Annotated in this window: 6 protein-coding genes; all 6 read right to left on the bottom strand. The window is 69.6% G+C overall.

Going from position 1 to position 17,933, the window contains the following annotated elements:
• Window positions 1-927, bottom strand: a 927-nt coding sequence (locus MIAR_RS00520; RefSeq protein WP_285629913.1) for an RDD family protein, incomplete at its 3' end; no start/stop codon positions are given.
• Window positions 924-3,332, bottom strand: a complete 2,409-nt coding sequence (locus MIAR_RS00515; RefSeq protein WP_285629911.1) for a transglutaminaseTgpA domain-containing protein — start codon at window positions 3,330-3,332, stop codon at window positions 924-926. The genes MIAR_RS00520 and MIAR_RS00515, both read right to left, overlap by 4 nt.
• The gene (locus MIAR_RS00510; protein ID WP_285629909.1) at window positions 3,329-4,588 is read right to left on the bottom strand and encodes a DUF58 domain-containing protein; all 1,260 of its coding nucleotides are present in this window, start codon (window positions 4,586-4,588) and stop codon (window positions 3,329-3,331) included. Before MIAR_RS00510 ends, MIAR_RS00515 begins: the two co-directional genes overlap by 4 nt.
• Entirely contained in the window at window positions 4,588-5,559 is a 972-nt protein-coding gene (locus MIAR_RS00505) for an AAA family ATPase (protein ID WP_285629907.1), read from the bottom strand. Before MIAR_RS00505 ends, MIAR_RS00510 begins: the two co-directional genes overlap by 1 nt.
• 61 nt (window positions 5,560-5,620) lie before the next feature.
• On the bottom strand, window positions 5,621-11,707 hold the full coding sequence (locus MIAR_RS00500) for an Ig-like domain-containing protein (RefSeq protein ID WP_285629905.1): 6,087 nt from the start codon (window positions 11,705-11,707) through the stop codon (window positions 5,621-5,623).
• Between the two features lie 142 nt (window positions 11,708-11,849).
• Window positions 11,850-17,915 (bottom strand): Ig-like domain-containing protein, encoded by a 6,066-nt coding sequence (locus MIAR_RS00495; RefSeq protein WP_285629903.1) that lies wholly within the window; start codon window positions 17,913-17,915, stop codon window positions 11,850-11,852.
• Window positions 17,916-17,933: the final 18 nt, after the last annotated feature.

The following is a 17,933-nucleotide window of genomic DNA, read 5'->3' as shown; positions in this document are numbered from 1 at the left end:
GGCGACCGGAGCCGCGGGGGCCGGGAACGCGGCCGGCTCGGCGACCGGCGTCACCGGCTCGACGGGAGCGGGCGCCGCGGCGGGACGCACGGGCTCCTGGGTCACGCCGGGCACGAAGGAGATCAGCGGGTCGTCGGGCAGATCGCGGTGGATCGGCGGCGTGCTGGGAGCCGCATGCCGGGCCGGCGGCGACAGCACGGTGTGCTCGGCGAACTCGTCGTCATCGGGCTGCTGCGGATCCTGTGCCGGAACGGCGGCCGGCTCGGCGGGGGTCGCACCGGGTGCCGCCGGAGGCGCGAACGCGCCTGCGGGCGAGGGCTGCGCGAATCCGGGCATCGCGGTCTGCGGTGCCTGCGGCGCGGGGGGCGCGGCGAACCCCGGCATCCCGGCCGGCGCGGCCGGAGCTGCGCCCTCGGGTGCCTGTCCGGGCAGGAAGGGCAGCGCCGCACCGTCCTGCTGGTGCACCGGCGCGGCCTGCCCGCGCGTGCTGTCCATGAGCATGACCGCGCCGCCGACCTTGTCGTGCCAGCCCTGGAACCGGCCCGAGCCGTCGAAGAGCACCGTGAAGTACCCGACGACGATCGATGCGGCCAGACCCCAGATCACGTTGCGCAGCAGCGCGCGGCCGAAGCCCAGCGACGAGCCGTCGGCGGCGTTCGCCAGCCGCAGTCCCTGGGCGCGCATGCCGATCGACCCTCGTCCTGCCTGCATGAACGTGTAGACCAGCACCCAGGCCAGGCCGAGGATGCTGAACAGCGGAGCGGCGATCAGCAGTGAGGTGAGCAGATCCCGCGTGCTCATGACGACGACGATCAGGATGATCGTCGGGACGACCACGCTGATCGCGAAGCCGATGGCGGCGTCGATGATGTAGGCGATGGCCCGCCGCTTGATCGGCGCGACCTCGCCGAGGGGAAGCATCGTCATGAGGTCTCGCTCTCGGATCGCGTGGTCTTGCTGTCGATGTTGCCAGGTTCACGGCGCACACGCGCGGCCGCCGCATCCTTCAGCTCCTGCAGCCGGGCCGCGACACGGCCCCCGCCGGTGAGCGAGCGCAGGCTGAGCCGCGCCTTGGTGCGCTTCCAGAATCCGGCCTCCTGGCCGAGCCCGCCGACCAGAGCGTCGACCTCCGCCCAGAAGGCGTCGACCTCCTCCTGGCTGGGGTCGTCCGGACCGAACACCTGATCGTCGGCGCGGTCGGCCAGAGCGGTCGCGGCGGGGAGCGCCAGCGCGGCCGACACGGTCGCCGCCTCCTCCACCCTGGTTCCGCCCGGTGCGAGACGTGCGCCGTAGTCGATCGCACGGTCGGTGAGCTCGTCCCAGCCACCGCTGATGCGGTCGGCCGTGCGCTCGGCGTTGCGGCGCGCACGACGGCGGGATGCCTTCCACGCGCCGATCACGATGAACGGGGAGCTGAGGATCAGCAGCACCAGCAGCGAGACGCCGCCGATGGCGAGGATCGCACCGATGATCGCGAGGATGTTCGGGGTGTCGTCCTCGGGCTGGCGGTCGTCCGGCACCGTCGGGGGCAGGTCGACCGGCTCCTGCGGCGGGGGCGGCGGCTGCAGCACCTGCGGCTTCGGGTCGACGCGCGGCTTGGTGTTCTGGTCCTGCGGGACCTGGTCCTCCGGCGGCGTCGGGTCGAACGGCAGCCAGCCGTAGCCGGCGAAGTTGACCTCGACCCAGGCGTGCACGTCGTCGCCCGTGACCTTGAAGACGTTGCCGGTCTTGCTGTCCTTCTTCGGGTAGTACCCCATCACCACGCGGGCGGGGATGCCGATCTCACGCGCCATCAGCGCCATCGTGACCGCGTACTGCTCGTCGTCGCCGACCATCTGGGTGCCGCCGATGAGCGTCGTGATGCGCTCGGCGCCGTGCCCGGCACGGGAGAGGTGCGCCTGCGCGCCCAGACCGTGGCTGAAGAAGCCCTTCTTCGACAGGTAGGTCTCGAGCGCGCGCACCTGAGCGATCGGCGTCTTCGCGTCGGTGACGGTCTCGGCGGCCAGAGTGCTGAGCTCCTCGGGCACGTTGTGCAGCTCGGGCAGCCGCATCTTCACGATGGGGGTGTCGCCGAGCTCCTCGTCGGTGGGGATCTTCGGGAACACCGCGTCGATCTTGTAGGTGTCGCCCTTGCGGAGCCCCGCGGTGACGACCGTGGTCCCGGTGGCGCTGTTGTGGTAGCCGCTGCGGCGCAGCTCGTCGGCACGGGCGCCGTCGAAGGCGACCAGATCCTCGGTCGCGGTGCCCGGCACCCAGACGCCGCTGTAGTCGCCGATGTCGAAGCGGAGCGAGGCCTGCTTGCCCTCGACCCCCGCCGCCATGTTGGAACGCAGCGGGGTGAACGCACTGGAGGTGCCGGGGCCGCCGTTCGTGACGTTGTAGACCACGCCGTCCCAGTCGTCCATCGCCGCCAGGCGCACGCGTGCGCCCTCCGGCAGACCGGCGACCGTGAAGAGGGTCTTGTCCACCTGGTCGCGGACGTTCTTGCGGAACGCCTGCAGCGGGCTCGGGTAGTCCCGGATGTTGAACGGCGGGACGATCGCGTCGCGGAACACGTGCCGCGGCTCCGCGGGCTGCGCGACCGCGCCCAGTCCGGCGCCGGCGATGCCGGCGACCGCCAGCACGGCGACCCCGCCGAGCAGCCGGCGGGTGCGCATGTGCGCAGCCCGGGTCGGGTCGACCTCGGAGACGTCGACGGCGCTGTTCTGGGGCGCCCACCAGACGCGCAGCGACATCCACACGGCCGTCACCGCGGCGAAGATCACACCCTGCACCAGCGGGAATGCGGGGTCGGGCACGCCGAGCGCGATGACCAGGATGAGAGCGGATGCCGCGGGGATGAGCGCCCACCACACCTGACGCAGCCGGAGGGCCAGCGAGGCGGTCGTCACCGTCGCCACCAGGGCCACGATGAACGGGACGACGAGGTGGCCGTCCGCCGCGGACACCGGGGCCACCGTCGTGAGCAGCTGCTTCCACGAGGTCACCGCGCCGAGGGCGAGGCTCTTCAGCGTCTCGATCGTCGGCACGAATCCGGCCAGGGCCGTCTGCGGCAGTGCGAGCGCACCGCCGAAGAGGAAGTAGGCGGCGATCGTGAGCCCGGCGATGATCAGGATGCCCCAGCGGCGCCAGGTGCACACCGCCGCGATGGCCAGCCCCAGCAGCATCCCGCCGAGAGCCGCACCGAGGAACGACGGCCCGGCGAAGCTCGGCCAGAAGCCGAGCAGCGCCACCACCATCAGAAGCGCGGTCGCGGAGAGGTCGAGGATCCAGCGCCGCGGCGGCAGCGGGGCACCCTTCGAGGTCGATGACGTCATCGAGGTGGAGGTCATGCGAGCACCTTCTGGAGAGCGAGAGGGAGCTGGTCGAGCGCTCCGATCGTGACGACATCGGCATCCGCGATGCGGCGCAGCGCGGGCTGCTCGACGCCGCCCTGCACGACCACGGCGATCACGCGTGCGCCGAACGGCATCCGCGAGCAGGCGAGCCGCAGGTCCTCGCTGGAGACTGCGGAGCCGCACACCAGGGCGACGACGCTGGCGGATGCCGTGGTCGCCGCCAGCACGCCGGCGAGCTCGGGCACGCCGCCGTCGCGGGGACGCGAGTGCTCCACCATGGACAGCGAGTCCAGCAGCTGCTTGCCGGTGCCGGCAGGCAGCTCACGACCCTGCACGCGCACGTCGACCTTCTGCGAGTCGCGCAGGGCGCGCAGGCCGATGGATCCGGCGACCGAGATCGCGAGCTCGAAGTCCTCGTCGCTGCGGTAGTCGCGGGGCGAGCGCGTCAGGCCGATCACGAAGTGCGAGCGGCGGGTCTCCTCGAACTGGCGCACCATCATCGTGCCGGTGCGGGCCGTCGACCGCCAGTGCACGTGGCGCAGGTCATCGCCGGGCTGGTACTCCAGCAGGGCGTGGAAGGAGACGTCGTCGCGCGACAGGTCCGCTGCGGGGAGTCCCTCGAGGTCGCGCAGGAAGCCGAGGGACTGGCCGCCGAACAGCGTTGTCTTCGGGTGCACGTACAGGTCGACCGGGTCGTCGCGACGGTGAGCGCGCTCGAACAGCCCCAGTGGGTCGCCGCGCACCACGCTCACCGGGCCGACCTTGACGACGCCACGGCGCTGCGTGGGGATGGCGAACAGCTCCTCGGCCTCCTGGCCGGGAGCCAGACGGCCGATCGAGAACTCGCCACGTCCGGCGCCGACCGGCAGCACCACCCGCGAGGGCAGGATCGCGCGCGATCCGCGGTTGAGCAGGGTCAGCGCGCCGACCGCGCGCTCCCCCACCACCACGCGGGTGCGCGCGAGGTCGAGGGAGACGTCGTACTCGGTGCGGCCGATCAGGAACAGCGCGCAGATGACGGCGACCGCGGCCAGCACGAGACCCGTGACCACGACCTCCTGCCAGCCGAGCAGCTGACCGGTGACCCACGCTGCGACCGCGAGCGCCATCACCGTCCAGCCGAGGGGGCGGATGACGGCCGCGATGCGCCGCAGGCGGTCGAGGACGCGCGCGCCGATGACCGCGACGATGTCGCGCCATCCGGCCTCGCGGTCCGCCGCCCGGGGTGCCGCGATCGCATCCGCCGCCATCAGGCGTTCGTCCGCGCCTGGGGTGCCGCGACCGTGTCGAGGACCCGTGCGATGACGGTGTCAGCGGTGGTGCCGGCGAACTCCGCCTCCGCGTCGAGCATGAGACGGTGCTGCCACACCGGACGGGCGAGGGCCTTGATGTCGTCAGGCAGAACGTAGTGGCGGCCGTGCGCGGCGGCCCACACCTTGGCGATGCGGATCATGGCGATCGCACCGCGCACCGAGACGCCGAGCTTGATGGCGCTGTCGCCGCGCGTCGCCTCGGCGAGCTCGGCGGCGTACCGCAGCACGGCGGGCTCGACGTGCACGGTGGCCGCCAGGTCCGCCATGTCGGCGACGGCGCTGGTGGTGATGACCGCGGCGAGTCCCGCAGAGGGGTTGCGCTGTGCGGCACCGGCGAGGATGCTCTCGGTGACCGCCAGGCTGGGGTAGCCGATCGAGGTCTTGATGAGGAAGCGGTCCAGCTGCGCCTCGGGCAGCTTATAGGTTCCGGCCTGCTCGACGGGGTTCTGGGTCGCGATCACCAGGAACGGACGGCCGGCCTCGTGAGTGACGCCGTCGACGGTGACGCGCGACTCCTCCATGACCTCGAGCAGTGCCGACTGGGTCTTCGGCGAGGCGCGGTTGATCTCATCCGCGAGCACGATCGACGCGAAGATCGGGCCCTTGTGGAACTCGAACTTGTGGTTCTGCTGGTCGTAGATCGTCACGCCCGTCACGTCCGACGGCAGCAGGTCGGGGGTGAACTGGATGCGCGAGCTGGTGCCCTGCACCGTGGCGGCCAGCGCCTTGGCGAGGCTCGTCTTGCCAGTGCCGGGCGCGTCCTCGAGCAGCACGTGGCCCTCGGCGAGCATGGCGGAGAGCACCAGGCTCACGACCTCGGGCTTGCCCTGCAGCGCCTTGTCGATGTTCTCCACCAGGCGGGTGAAGGTGCTCTGGAACCAGGCGGCCTGTTCGGGGGTCATTGTCATGTCGGTGTCTCTTCTTCTCGAGTGGTGGGAAGTCTGAATCTGGGGGATGGTCGTTGCTCGGCTAACCGAACGTCGCACTGATGCTGCCTGGATCTCCGCCGATGATCTTGAGCATCTTGTCGCGGGAGAAGCCGTTGTAGCAGTCGACGTCCACCCAGCTGCCGGACGGGATCTTCACGGGGTAGCCCGCGTTGCTCGCGAACTTCGTACCGCCGGCGTAGCACTCGACGTTGTAGCTGCCGGCCTTGAAAGCACTGGTCGTCGTGATCCTGAACTTGTGGCAGTCGCCGCCGCCCACGGCGGAGCATCCGCTCACCGCCGCGCCCGGTCCGAGGCTCGCCTTGATCGGCTGTGGGCTCGTGGTCGCGTCGTACACCGGCGACAGTGCCTCGCCACCCTGTGAGGCGACTGCCTTGACCCGGATCTTGTGCGTCTGGTCGTAGCCGTTGCCGACGGTGCGGCTGCCGCTGGAAGCCACCTTCTCCCATCCGTTGCCGTCCACGTTGATGTACGTCGTGATGGGTCGGCCGTTGTACGAGCCGTTGGCGTTCCAGGTGAGCAGGATGGCCTTGTCACCCGACTTCGATGCCGATCCGGTCGGAGCGAAGGGGGCGCCGTAGGGAATCACCTGGTTCGACGGAGCGGACGCGTTACCGGGCTGGGACTGCTGGCCGCCGACCACGGAGTACGCCCGCACCTGAACGGTGTAGCCCGTGCCGTTGTTCGCCGGGATCGCGCTGGTGCCGTCCCAGTTCGTCCAGGCACCGCCCGTGATCAGGTACTGGTAGCGGATCTCGTTGCTGTTCGCGCCGTTGAGTGCGGACTCGGGCATGACGAAGTTGACCAGGATGATCCGGTCACCCTCTCGGGCGACCACGTTGGTCGGCGCCCCAGGCTTGCCGAACGCGCGCTGCGGCGCGGACTGCGGACCGGCATCGCTCGTGCCCGCCTTGTTCGTCGCCTTCACCGCGTAGGTGTAGTCGGAGGAGTTCGTCGGAACGGTCACCGTCTTCGACGTCGCGGTCCCGGCAGGGAGGGTCTGGTAGAGCGCACCGCCGCGGTAGACGAGCAGATCGTAGTTCTTGATCGCGTCGCCGTTCGGGTCTGCCGCCGTCCACCGGACGGTCATCTGGGCTTCGGTGCCGACGGACGGCGCGCTGACGACGGTCGGGGCCGGAACAGTGCCCGGGACGCCTGCGGGCGTCTCTCCGAGCGACCAGAGGCTGTAGTCGGAGGGATCGGGTGCCTGGTTGTGCGCCTGCACCTGCACCTGATAGTTCGTGCCGTTCTCCAGCCCATCCCACGTCAGCGACGTGACATTGCCGACCTTCCGCTCCGAAGAACCGCTCAGCGGGGCGGGCGAGATCTGCAGCGTGTAGGAGTCGACCGGAGAACCGTTCGACTGCGGAGGAGTCCACGACACCTTCAACGACTTGTCGCCGAACACCAGCTTCGGCGGCTGAGGCCGCTCCGGACGCACATCCGGGCGCGCAGGCTCCGACAACGGGGAGGCCGGACCGTCGCCCACGCGGTTGTGCGCCGTGACCTTGAAGGTGTACTCGACGTTGTTGACGAGCCCGTCCAGCGTGCAGGTGGTGGTCTGGCAGGTCTTCGTGTACGGCCGGCCGCCGGTGGAGGTGACCGTGTAGTGGTCGATCTCGGCGCCGTTGTTCGACGGGGCCGACCAGTTCAGCACCACCGTGCGATCCTCGACCGTCGTCACCCGCGGCACACCGGGTGCGTCGGGGACGCCCTGCACCGTCACGGTGATGCGGCCGTCGACCTCACGGTCGGGGTCCTTCGTCGCATCCTGAATGCGATACCGCACCACCATCACACCCACGAACTTCGCACCGGGGGTGATCTCCACCTGGTCGCCGACCACGCGAGCGGTGCCGTCGCCGCTCTCACGCTCGGCCGAGAGCAGCTTCAGGGGCGTGCCCTCGTCGGCGAACGGGTTGATGTCGTTGGTCAGGACCGGGATCTTGTAGGTCTTGCCCTGATCGGCCTCGTCGAGGGTGTCGGGGCTCGCCACGGCGAGGCTGCGCGTGGATGCCGTGACGTTCACGGAGACGTTGCCCTCGACGGGCTCGGTCGTGCCGTCGGTGATGCTCAGCGACACCATCGCGTTCGTGCCCTTGGGTGTGCTCGAGGAGGCGTCCACGAGGAGCCGGGTGCCCTCCAGTCGCGCATTGATGCCGTCGCCGGGCTGCTTCGAGATCCGGTACTGGATCTTCCCGGCATCCGCCTTGTCCGGGTCCGTGGTGAGCGCGGCGAGGTCCAGCGACGTCGCCTTCTCCCCCGGCGCGACGTCGACCTGACCGTTGACGAACACGGGCGGCTGGTTCTCCGGGGGCAGCACGGTGATCGGAATCGACAGCGTGCTGCGACGCCCCTTCGGGTCCTCCAGCGTCTTGCCGTCGGTCACCTCGAAGTTGAGCGCGTCGTCGCCGAAGAAGCCCTTCTTCGACGTGTACACGAGCGTGGTCTCGTCCTTGATCAGGTTGTCGCCGTTGGCATGGGCGGCGCTGACCTTGGATGCCTCCGTCAGGCGCACACTGCCGCCACCCGCGACCGCGACGTAGTCGGAGAGCTTGAGCTGCTTCGTCTCGCCGCTCTTGACCTCGACCGGTTTGGTCGAGCGCAGTGCCGGTCCGAGCTCGTCGAGCGAGGGCACGAAGATGAACGCGGACGCTTCCTGCTCGTCCTGGTCGGTGATCGTGTACCGGATCAACTGACGCTGGTCGGTGACCGTGACCCGGGCCTTGCGGGCGTCGACGAGCTTGGCGCCGGAGTCGACCGTGACCTTGAGCCCGTCGACCGTGCCGTCGGGGTCCTCGTCGTTGGCGAGGATGTCGATGTCGGCGGTGAGGGAATCCTTCAGGTCCTCCACCCGGAGCCGGTCATCACGGGCGATGGGCGGGATCAGCGGAACATCCTTGTCGACCGTCACGAGGATGGGGGCGGTCGCTTCGGCGCCCTTCGCGTCGCGGATCGTGTACTCCAGCGACGCCTCCATCTCCTTGTCCGGCACCTTCACGATCACGCGGTCGCCGGATGCCTTCGCGGTCATCCCGGAGTCCTTGGGGACTTCGATGCCGTTCTTCACCAGGCGGATCTCATCGCCCTCGGGATCGGAGTCGTTCGCCAGCACCGGGACCGCCACCGAGCGGCCGGGACGCACGACCACGGCATCCTTCACGGCGTACGGGGCCTGGTTGGTCGCCTCGGGAGGTGCGATGCCGATGCGGATCGTGGCCGTGCCCTCGGCGCCGAGGCGATCACGCACCCGGTAGACGACGGTGTCGACGCCGGTGGAGCCCTGGAACGCGTCGTACTGAAGGAAGTTGCCGCCGGTCTCGGTGATGCGGCCCTTGATCGGAGCGACGTCCTGACCGAGCAGCTCGACGGAGTCGCCGTCGGTGTCGATCCCATCGAGCGGGATCGGGATGCGGATGCTGGTGCCCGCCAGCGCCCGCGCCGTGAGGTCATGCGGGTGCGGAGGCGCGTTGACGCCGGCATCCTTCGCCAGCACCTGGATCGTGATGTGACCGCCGGCCTTCTGCCCCATGGCGTCGACGGCCTCGTACGTCAGGTAGACGGTGCCGGGCTGGTTCGCCGCGCGGAAGCGCACGGTGTCCTGCGAGACGAACGCCTCGCCGTCCTTCGGGTCGACCAGCGGCTCGATCAGCTTCGGCGCGACGTGCATGGCCTCGCCGTTGGGGTGCACATCGTTCTCGAGCACGGGGATCGTCACGACGTCGCCGACACGCACGACCGCTTCGTCGTCATGCGTGACGGGTGCGGAGATCTTGGAGGGTGCGGGGATCGGGATGACCGTCACGTCCCCCTGCGCGGACTTGGAGCCGTTCGAGATCGTGTAGGTGATCTTCACAGGCTGGTCGAGGGCGCCCTGGTCACCGATGCGCAGCGTCTCGTGGTTCAGCACCGAGACGTCGATGCCGCTGTGCGGCGGGACCGTCACCGACTGCACGACAAGCACGCCGCCGGCGGGGTCGGAGTCGTTCGCGAGCACGCCGACCAGCGCCTCGCTGCCCTTGGGGAGCAGGGCCACGTCGCGCACGGCGACCGGCGGCAGCTCGGACTCCTGCTTGTCGAGCACATCGATGCGCACGATGCCCTTGGCGTCGGCCTGACCCGCCGACACCTGGTACTGCACGTAGTAGACGCCTGGCGCGTTCGACTCGAACGTGAACTGCTTCTTCGGGTAGTCCGGCACGATCGTCACGCCGCTGAGCGGCTCGACGCGCGTCAGGCGCAGGTCGTCGCGTGCGGTGCTGGTGTCGTTCGCGGTGGGAGAGACCGTCGCCGTCTCCCCGACACGGGTGACGACGTGGTCGGCGTTCGTGACGGGCACCGTGCCGCCGGCCGGCTTCACGTCGAGCTGGATCGTGCCGTTCGCGGTCTCGCCGAGGGCATCCGCCACGACGATCGAGACCTCCTTGCGACCCTGCAGGCTGCCCACGGCGCGATACGTGATCTGGCCGTCGGTGGTGTACTCGACCTCATCGCCGGGTGCCGCCACGACCTGCTGCAGGTAGACGTCGTCACCCTCGGGGTCGATCCAGTCAGGGAGCACGTTGTAGGACAGCGTGCCGCCGGCCTCGACCGACAGCTTGGTCTTGCGCTTGGGCTTGGGAGCGCTGTTGGTGTCCCAGTCGTACACCGTCGCGGTGACCGTGGCGGTGTCGGTGCCGTTCTCACGGCCGTCGTCGACCTGGTACGTGAAGGTCGCCGTGCCGCTGGCCTCCTTCGGCGCCATGATCTGCAGGGCACCGCCGTTCAGGATCGGCTGCACCTCACCGATGGACGGCTGCGCGCCGGCGAGGGTCGCGACCAGCACGTCGCCGTCGGGATCGTTGTCGTTGTCCAGCACCGGCAGCATGGTGGTGCCGCCCGGCCGCACGCCGAGTTTGTCGTCTTCCGCCACCGGCGGCGTGTTCTCGGGCTTGCGCTCCGGAAGCGAGGTCTCCACGGTCTCCTGCGTGGTCTCCTCCTGGTCCTCGGCCTCACCCTCGGGAGGCGTCAGGATGCTCCAGTCATCGACGCGCTGCAGGCTGTCGTCGGCCAGCCAGGCCTCGCCGCCGATCACGTCGTTGAGCACGATCACGTCGCGGTTCACACGGAACATCAGTCGCGAGCTGCGCTCACCACCGGGAATCTTCGCGGAGACGTCGTCCTGCTTGCCTGCGCAGTCGCGGAGGAACCGGGCCGAGCCTCCCCAGGCGCCGTAGGTGCAGCCCTGGAGGAACACGGGCGCCGCGGGGATTCCCGATCCCCCGGCCTTGACGGTGCTGGCCTCGCCGCCGTTCAGCGGAACGCGGATCAGTCCCGACGGCGTCGCGACCGCGACGGCGTCGGTCGCGGCGGATGCCTGCTGCAGCACGGCATCCTTCGCATCGTCGATCCGCGCGTGCACCCCGCCGGGCGCCGCGACGAAGCCATCGGAGGGGTTGAGCACCACCGGCACGTCGCCGACAGCGGTGATCGAGGGCTCGGACGCGTCCTTGACGCCGTCCACGGAGGAGGTCTTCGGTTCCAGCGGCGAGCCCTGGGCGTCGACGGGGATCGTGATGATCTCGCCGTCCTCCGCCGATACGGCGAACACGGTGCCGTCCTGGCCGACCGTGACATCGGCGTCCTTGCCGAGCTTCGCGACCGGATCGGTCGCCTTCACGTCGAACCCGGCGATGTCGGCGGCGCCGAGCACCCAGAGCGCACCCGACTTGCGATCCAGCACGGCCGCGGTGTGGTCGCCGAGCGCGACCTTCGCATCGCCGGGGATGGTGGTGCTGTCGGTCAGCGAGACGTTGGCGGTGTCGATCGCGGTCAGCGTGGAGTTGCCGTGGTCGACCACGAGCACGGTCTGACTCTGCTGCAGGATGTCGTAGTTCTCGCTGCTCGTGCGCAGACCGCCGTCGAGCACGGTGGACTCGTGATTGAAATGCCCCACGAGCAGTGCCGAGGACTTGGTCAGCCAGACACCCGCGTCGTTGAGGTCGACCTTGGCGGTGGGGAGTCCGTCATAGGCGAGTGCCATGCCGGTGAGCACCACGCTGCCGACGACGACGCCGGCCGTCGCAGCGAGCGCCTTCGGACGCCCGCGCACCCATGACAGCAGTCTCATTCCGTTGTCTCCCCCCGGGATCGGCCCGTGTCATTGTAACCGGCATACCGGCCCCGCCCCATGGCCGGAGCATGGGCAGGACTACCCGTGCCCCCGGGCGCTCACCCGCGGGTGTCGTCGGACTGCGTCGCGTCGGGCCCGATTATTTCGCCCAGTACCGTTTCTCGGTGTCGACGCTGTCGCCCCAGCCCACGACGTCGACCCACACGTTGAGGTTGTCGCTGCCCTGCCAGCAGTTGAGTTGTGCGCTGCCAGTGCCGTTCATGCTCACGGGGTAGGCGTAAGAGCCGATCTGCCCGGCGTCCTTCATGCACTTGACAGTGACGCTGCCGAGGTTGGCGTTCTCCCAGTTGACCTTGAACTTGTAGCAGCCGTTCACGCAGCCGCTCACGTAGTCGCCCTTCGTGACCCAGATCTTGGGTGACGGCGGCGCACTCGTGGTGGCGCTGTACGTCGGCGAGAGCGACTCGCCGCCCGGGCTGGCGACGGCCTTGACCCGGATGCTGTGCGTCTGGTTGTAGCCGTTGCCGACGATCCTGCTGCCGGTGGTGGCGACCTTCTGCCAGCCACCGCCGTCCACGCTGATGTACGTGGTGACGGGGTAGCCGTTGTCGGAGCCGCCGGCGTTCCAGGTGAGCTTGATCTGCTGATCGCCGGACTTCGAGGCGGAGCCCGTCGGCGGATGCGGAGTGCCATAGGGACGCACAGTGTTGGATGCAGCGGACGCCGCACCCGGCTGGGACTGCTGACCGCCGACCACCGAGTACGCGCGCAGCTTGACGGTGTAGTCGGTTCCGTTGTTCGCCGGGATCGTGCTGCTGCCGTTCCAGTTCGTCCACGCCCCTCCCGAGAGCGAGTACTGGTAGCGGACCTCACCGTCCTTCGCCCCGTTGAAGTCGGGCTTGGTGAAGGTCACGGCGATCTTCTGATCCCCCGGCGTCGCCTTCACGTTCGTCGGCGCCCCAGGAGATCCGAACGCACGCTGCGGAGTGGACTGCGGGCTCGCGGCGCTCGTGCCGGCCTTGTTCGTCGCCTTCACCGCGTAGGTGTAGTCGGAAGAGTTCGTCGGGACGGAGACGGTCTTCGACGTCGCGGTGCCCACCGCCAGGGTCTGGAACAGCGAACCGCCGCGGTAGATCAGCAGGTCGTAGTTCTTGACCGCATCGCCGTTCGGGTCGGCATCGCCCCAGCGAACCGTCATCTGCGCCTCGCTGCCGACCGACGGAGCACTGCTCACCGTGGGAGCCGCGACCGTGCCCGGGACGCCCGCGGGCGTCTCGCCCAGGGACCAGACGCTGTAGTCGGAGGGGTCGGGCGCCTGGTTGTGCGCCTGCACCCGCACCTGGTAGTTCGTGCCGTTCTCCAGGCCATCCCACGTCAGCGACGTGACATTGCCGACCTTCCGCTCCGAGGAACCGCTCAGCGGCGCAGGAGAGATCTGCAGCGTGTACGCATCCACCGGCGAACCATTCGACTGCGGAGGAGTCCACGACACCTTCAGAGACTTGTCACCGAACACCAGCTTCGGCGGCAGCGGCGTCTCCGGACGCACATCCGGACGTGCGGGCTCGGATGCCGGAGACGCGGGACCGTCACCCACGCGGTTGTGCGCGGTCACCTGGAAGGTGTACTCGACGTTGTTCGTCAGCCCGTCCAGGGTGCACGTCGTCGACGTGCACGTCTTGGTGTACGAACGCCCGCCCACGGAGGTGACCGTGTAGTGGTCGATCTCGGCTCCGTTGTTCGACGGAGCCGACCAGTTCAGCACCACCGTGCGGTCCTCGACCGTCGTCACCCGCGGCACACCCGGAGCATCCGGCACGCCCTGCACCGTCACGGTGATGCGGCCGTCCACCTCACGATCAGGGTCCTTCGTCGCATCCTGGATCCGATACCGCACCACCATCACGCCCACGAAGTCCGATGCCGGGGTGACCTCGACGCGGTCGCCCACGACCCGCGCGTCGCCGTTGCCGCTCTCGCGGTCCGCGGAGAGGACCTTCAGGGGCTTCCCGTCGGCCTCGAAGGGATTGATGTCGTTCTGCAGCACCGGGACGGTGATCGTCTTGCCCTGGTCCGCCTCGTCGACGTTGTCCGGACCGGCGACGGCGAGCGGGCGAGTGGATGCCGTCACCGTGACCGTCACGCTGCCTTCGACAGCCTCCGTGGTGCCGTCCGTGATGCTCAGCCCGACGGTCGCGGTCGTGCCCTTGGGCGTGGTCGCCGACGCATCGACCAGGAGCTTGCTCCCGTCCAGGCGCGCGTTCAGGCCGTCGCCGGGGCGATCGGTGATGCTGTAGCGGATCTTCCCCGCATCGCCCTTGTCCGGATCGGTGGTCAGCGCGGCGAGGTCGATGGACGTCGCCTCCTCGCCGGGCGCGACGTCGATCTGGCCGTTCACGAACACCGGCGGCTGGTTGTCAGGCGGCAGCACCGTGATCGGGATCGACAGGGTGCTCTTGCGACCCTCGGGGTCTTCGACGGTCTTCCCGTCCGTGACCTCGAAGCTCAGCGAGTCCTTGCCGAAGTAGCCCTTCTCGGACGTGTAGACCAGCGTGGTCTCATCCTGGATCAGGGTGTCTCCGTTGCCGTGACCGGCGCTCACCTTCGACGCCTCCGTGAGACGCACGTTCCCGCCGCCGGCGACGGTGACGTAGTCGGCGAGCTCGAGCACCTTCGTCTCGCCGCTCTTGACCTCGACCGGCTTGGTCGAGCGCAACGCCGGACGCAGCTCGCTGAGCGCGGGGACGAAGATGAACGCCGAAGCTGTCTGCTCGTCCTGGTCGGTCACGGTGTACCGGATCAGCTGACGCTGGTCGGTCACGCTCACGCGGACCTTGCGGTCGCCGACCAGCTTCGCACCGCCGTCGACGGCCACCTTCAGTCCCTCGACCGTGCCGTCCGGGTCCTCGTCGTTGGCGAGGATGTCGATGTCGGCGGAGAGCGAATCCTCGAGGTCCTCGACGCGCAGGCGGTCGTCGCGCGCGACCGGGGTCATGAGCGGGACGTCCTTGTCGACGGTGACGAGGATCGGAGCATCCGCCTCGGCGCCCTTGGAGTCGCGGATCGTGTACTGCAGCGATGCATCGAGCTCGCGGTCGGGGACCTTGACGACGACGCGGTCGCCGGACGCCTTCGCCGTCATGCCGGAGTCCTTGGGGACTTCGATGCCGTCCTTCACCAGGCGGATCTCATCGCCCTCGGGATCGGAGTCGTTCGCCAGCACCGGGACGGCCACCGAGCGGCCCGGGCGCACCACCACGGTGTCCTTCACCGCGAACGGCGCCTGGTTGGTCGCCTCGGCGGGGGCGATGCCGACCCGGATCGTCGCCGTGCCCTCGCCTCCCAGGCGATCGCGCACCCGGTAGACGATGGTGTCGACACCTGTGGACCCCTTGAAGGCCTCGTACTCCAGGAAGTCGCCGCCGGTCTCGGTGATCCGCCCCTTGGTCGGGGCGATGTCCTGGCCGAGCAGCTCGACCGAGTCGCCGTCCACGTCGATCCCGTCGAGCGGGACCGGGATGCGGATGCTGGTGCCGGCCAGGACGCGCGCTGTCAGGTCGCGCGGGCGAGGCGGCGCGTTGACCTCGCCGTCGACGGGGAGGACCTGCACCGTGACGTGGCCGCCCGCCTTCTGCCCCATCGAGTCGACGGCCTCGTAGGTGAGGTACACCGTGCCGGGCTGCTTGCCGGCGCGGAAGCGCACGGAGTCCTGCGAGACGAACGCCTCGCCGTCCTTCGGGTCCACCAGCGGCTCGACCAGGTCCGGTGCGACGTGCATCACGTCACCGTTGGGGTGCACGTCGTTGGCGAGCACGGGGATCGTCACGACGTCGCCGACGCGGACGACGGCCTCGTCGTCGTGCGTGACCGGCGGCGTGATCTTGGACGGAGCGGGGATCGGCACCACCGTCACGTCGCCCTCCGCCGACTTCGATCCGTTCGAGATGCGGTACGTGATCTTGACCGGCTCGTCGAGAGCGCCCTGATCGGTGATCCGCAGGGTCTCGTGGTTCAGCACCGACACCGCGACGCCGCCATGCGGAGGCACGGAGACGGACTGCACGACCAGCACGCCGCCCGCGGGGTCGGAGTCGTTCGCGAGCACGCCGACCAGCGCCTCCTTGCCCGTCGGCAAGAGGGCGACATCGCGCACGGCGACCGGGGGGAGCTCCGATTCCTGCTTGTCGAGCACATCGACGCGCACGATGCCCTTGGCATCCGCCTGGCCCGCCGACGCCTGATACTGCACGTAGTAGACGCCGGGCGCGTTCGACTTGAAGGCGAACTGCTTCTTCGGGTAGTCCGGCAGGACGGTCACGCCGTCGAGCGGTTCGACGCGGGTGAGCCGCAGCTCGTCGCGGCCGGAGCTGGAATCGTTGGCCAGCGGCGCCACCGTCGCGGTCTCGCCCACCCGGGTCACGATGTGGTCGGCGTTGGTGACGGGCGCGGTCGTCCCGGCCGGCTTGACGTCGAGGATGATCGTGCCCGTGGCGGCCTCGCCCAGGGCGTCCGCGACTGCGACCTCGATCTCCTTGCGACCCTGCAGGCTGCCCACCGCGCGATAGGTCATCTGGCCGTCGGTCGTGAACTCGACCTCGTCCCCGTCGGCCGCGACGACGCTCTTGAGGTAGAGGTCGTCGCCCTCGGGGTCGATCCAGTCCTGCAGCACGTTGTACGACAGCGTCCCGCCCGACTCGACGGAGGTCTTGGGCTTGCGCTTCTGCTTGGGTGCGGTGTTGGTGTCCCAGTCGTACACCGTCGCGGTTACCGTGGCGGTGTCGGTGCCGTTGGCACGGCCGTCATCCACCTGGTAGGTGAACGCCGCTGTTCCCGACGCATCGTCGGGGGCCATGATCTGCAGCGCCGCACCGTTCAGGATCGGCTGCACCTCGCCGACCGACGGCTGGGCTCCGGCCAGAGTCGCGACCAGCACGTCGCCGTCCGAGTCGTTGTCGTTGTCGAGCACCGGCAGCAGCGTCGTGCCTCCGGGACGGACGCCGAGCCTGTCGTCCTCGGCCACCGGAGGCGTGTTCTCCTCCTTGCGCTCGGGGAGCGAGGTCTCGACGGTCTCCTGGGTGGACTCGTCAGTGTCCTCGGTCTCGCCCTCGGGCGGGGTCAGGATGCTCCAATCGTCGACGCGCTGCAGGCTCTCGTCGGCCAGCCAGGCCTCGCCGCCGATCACGTCGTTGAGCACGATCACGTCGCGGTTGACGCGGAACATCAGACGGGTGCTCCTCTCCGCGCCGGGGATCTTCGCGGTGACGTCGTCGCGCTCCCCCGCGCAGTCGCGCACGAAGCGGGCCGAGCCGCCCCAGGCGCCGTAAGTGCAGCCCTCGAGGAACACCGGGGCGGCGGGCGCGCCCGTGCCGCCCGCCTTCACCGTCGTGGCCTCGCCACCGTGCAGGGGAACGCGGACCAGACCGGCGGAGGTCGCGACGGCCACGGCATCCGTAGTGGCGGATGCCTGCTGGAGCACGGCATCCTTCGCGTCCTTGAGCTCGGTGCGCACGCCGGCGGTCAGGACGGTCCCGTCCGAGGGGTTCAGCACGACCGGCACGTCGCCGACGGCGGTGATGGTGGGCTCGGAGGCGCCCTTGACGCCGTCCAGCGCGGAGGTCTTCGGCTCGAGCGCGGCGCCCTGATCGTCGACCGGGACGGTGACGATGTCGCCGTCCTTCGGGGACACCGCGAACACGGTGCCGTCGTGCGCGACAGTGACGTCGGCGTCCGCGCCGAGCTTGGCGACCGGGTCCGCGCCCTTGATGTCGAAACCGGCGATCTCGCTCGCGCCGAGCACCCAGAGAGACCCGGATGCGCGATCCAGCACCGCCGCGGTGCGGTCGCCGAGCGCGATCTTCGCGTCTCCGGGGATCGTCGCGCTGTCGGTGAGGGAGACGTTGGCGGGGTCGACCGCGGTCAGCGTGGAGTTGCCGTGATCGACGACCAGCACGGTCGGGCCGTTCTGCAGGATGTCGTAGTTCTCGCTGCTCGTGCGCAGGCCGCCGTCGAGCACCGTGGACTCGTGATTGAAGTGGCCGACGAGCAGCTTCGACGACTTGGTCAGCCAGACGCCCGCGTCGTTGAGCTCGACCTTGGCCGTGGGGAGGCCGTCATAGGCGAGGGCCATGCCCGTGAGGACCACGCTGCCGACGAGCACGCCGGCGGTGGCGGCAAGGGTCTTCGGACGCGCACGCACCCACGTCATCAGTCTCATACCGTCAGC

The sequence above is a fragment of the Microbacterium arabinogalactanolyticum genome (assembly GCF_030268005.1).
Taxonomy (GTDB): Bacteria; Actinomycetota; Actinomycetes; order Actinomycetales; family Microbacteriaceae; genus Microbacterium; species Microbacterium arabinogalactanolyticum.
This window is presented reverse-complemented; position numbering and strand designations above follow the sequence as displayed.

Coding starts and splice junctions, on each gene's coding strand:
- MIAR_RS00515 (WP_285629911.1), bottom strand. CDS start 3,332: ATGACCTCCACCTCGATGACGTCATCGACCTCGAAGGGTGCCCCGCTG.
- MIAR_RS00500 (WP_285629905.1), bottom strand. CDS start 11,707: ATGAGACTGCTGTCATGGGTGCGCGGGCGTCCGAAGGCGCTCGCTGCG.
- MIAR_RS00505 (WP_285629907.1), bottom strand. CDS start 5,559: ATGACAATGACCCCCGAACAGGCCGCCTGGTTCCAGAGCACCTTCACC.
- MIAR_RS00495 (WP_285629903.1), bottom strand. CDS start 17,915: ATGACGTGGGTGCGTGCGCGTCCGAAGACCCTTGCCGCCACCGCCGGC.
- MIAR_RS00510 (WP_285629909.1), bottom strand. CDS start 4,588: ATGGCGGCGGATGCGATCGCGGCACCCCGGGCGGCGGACCGCGAGGCC.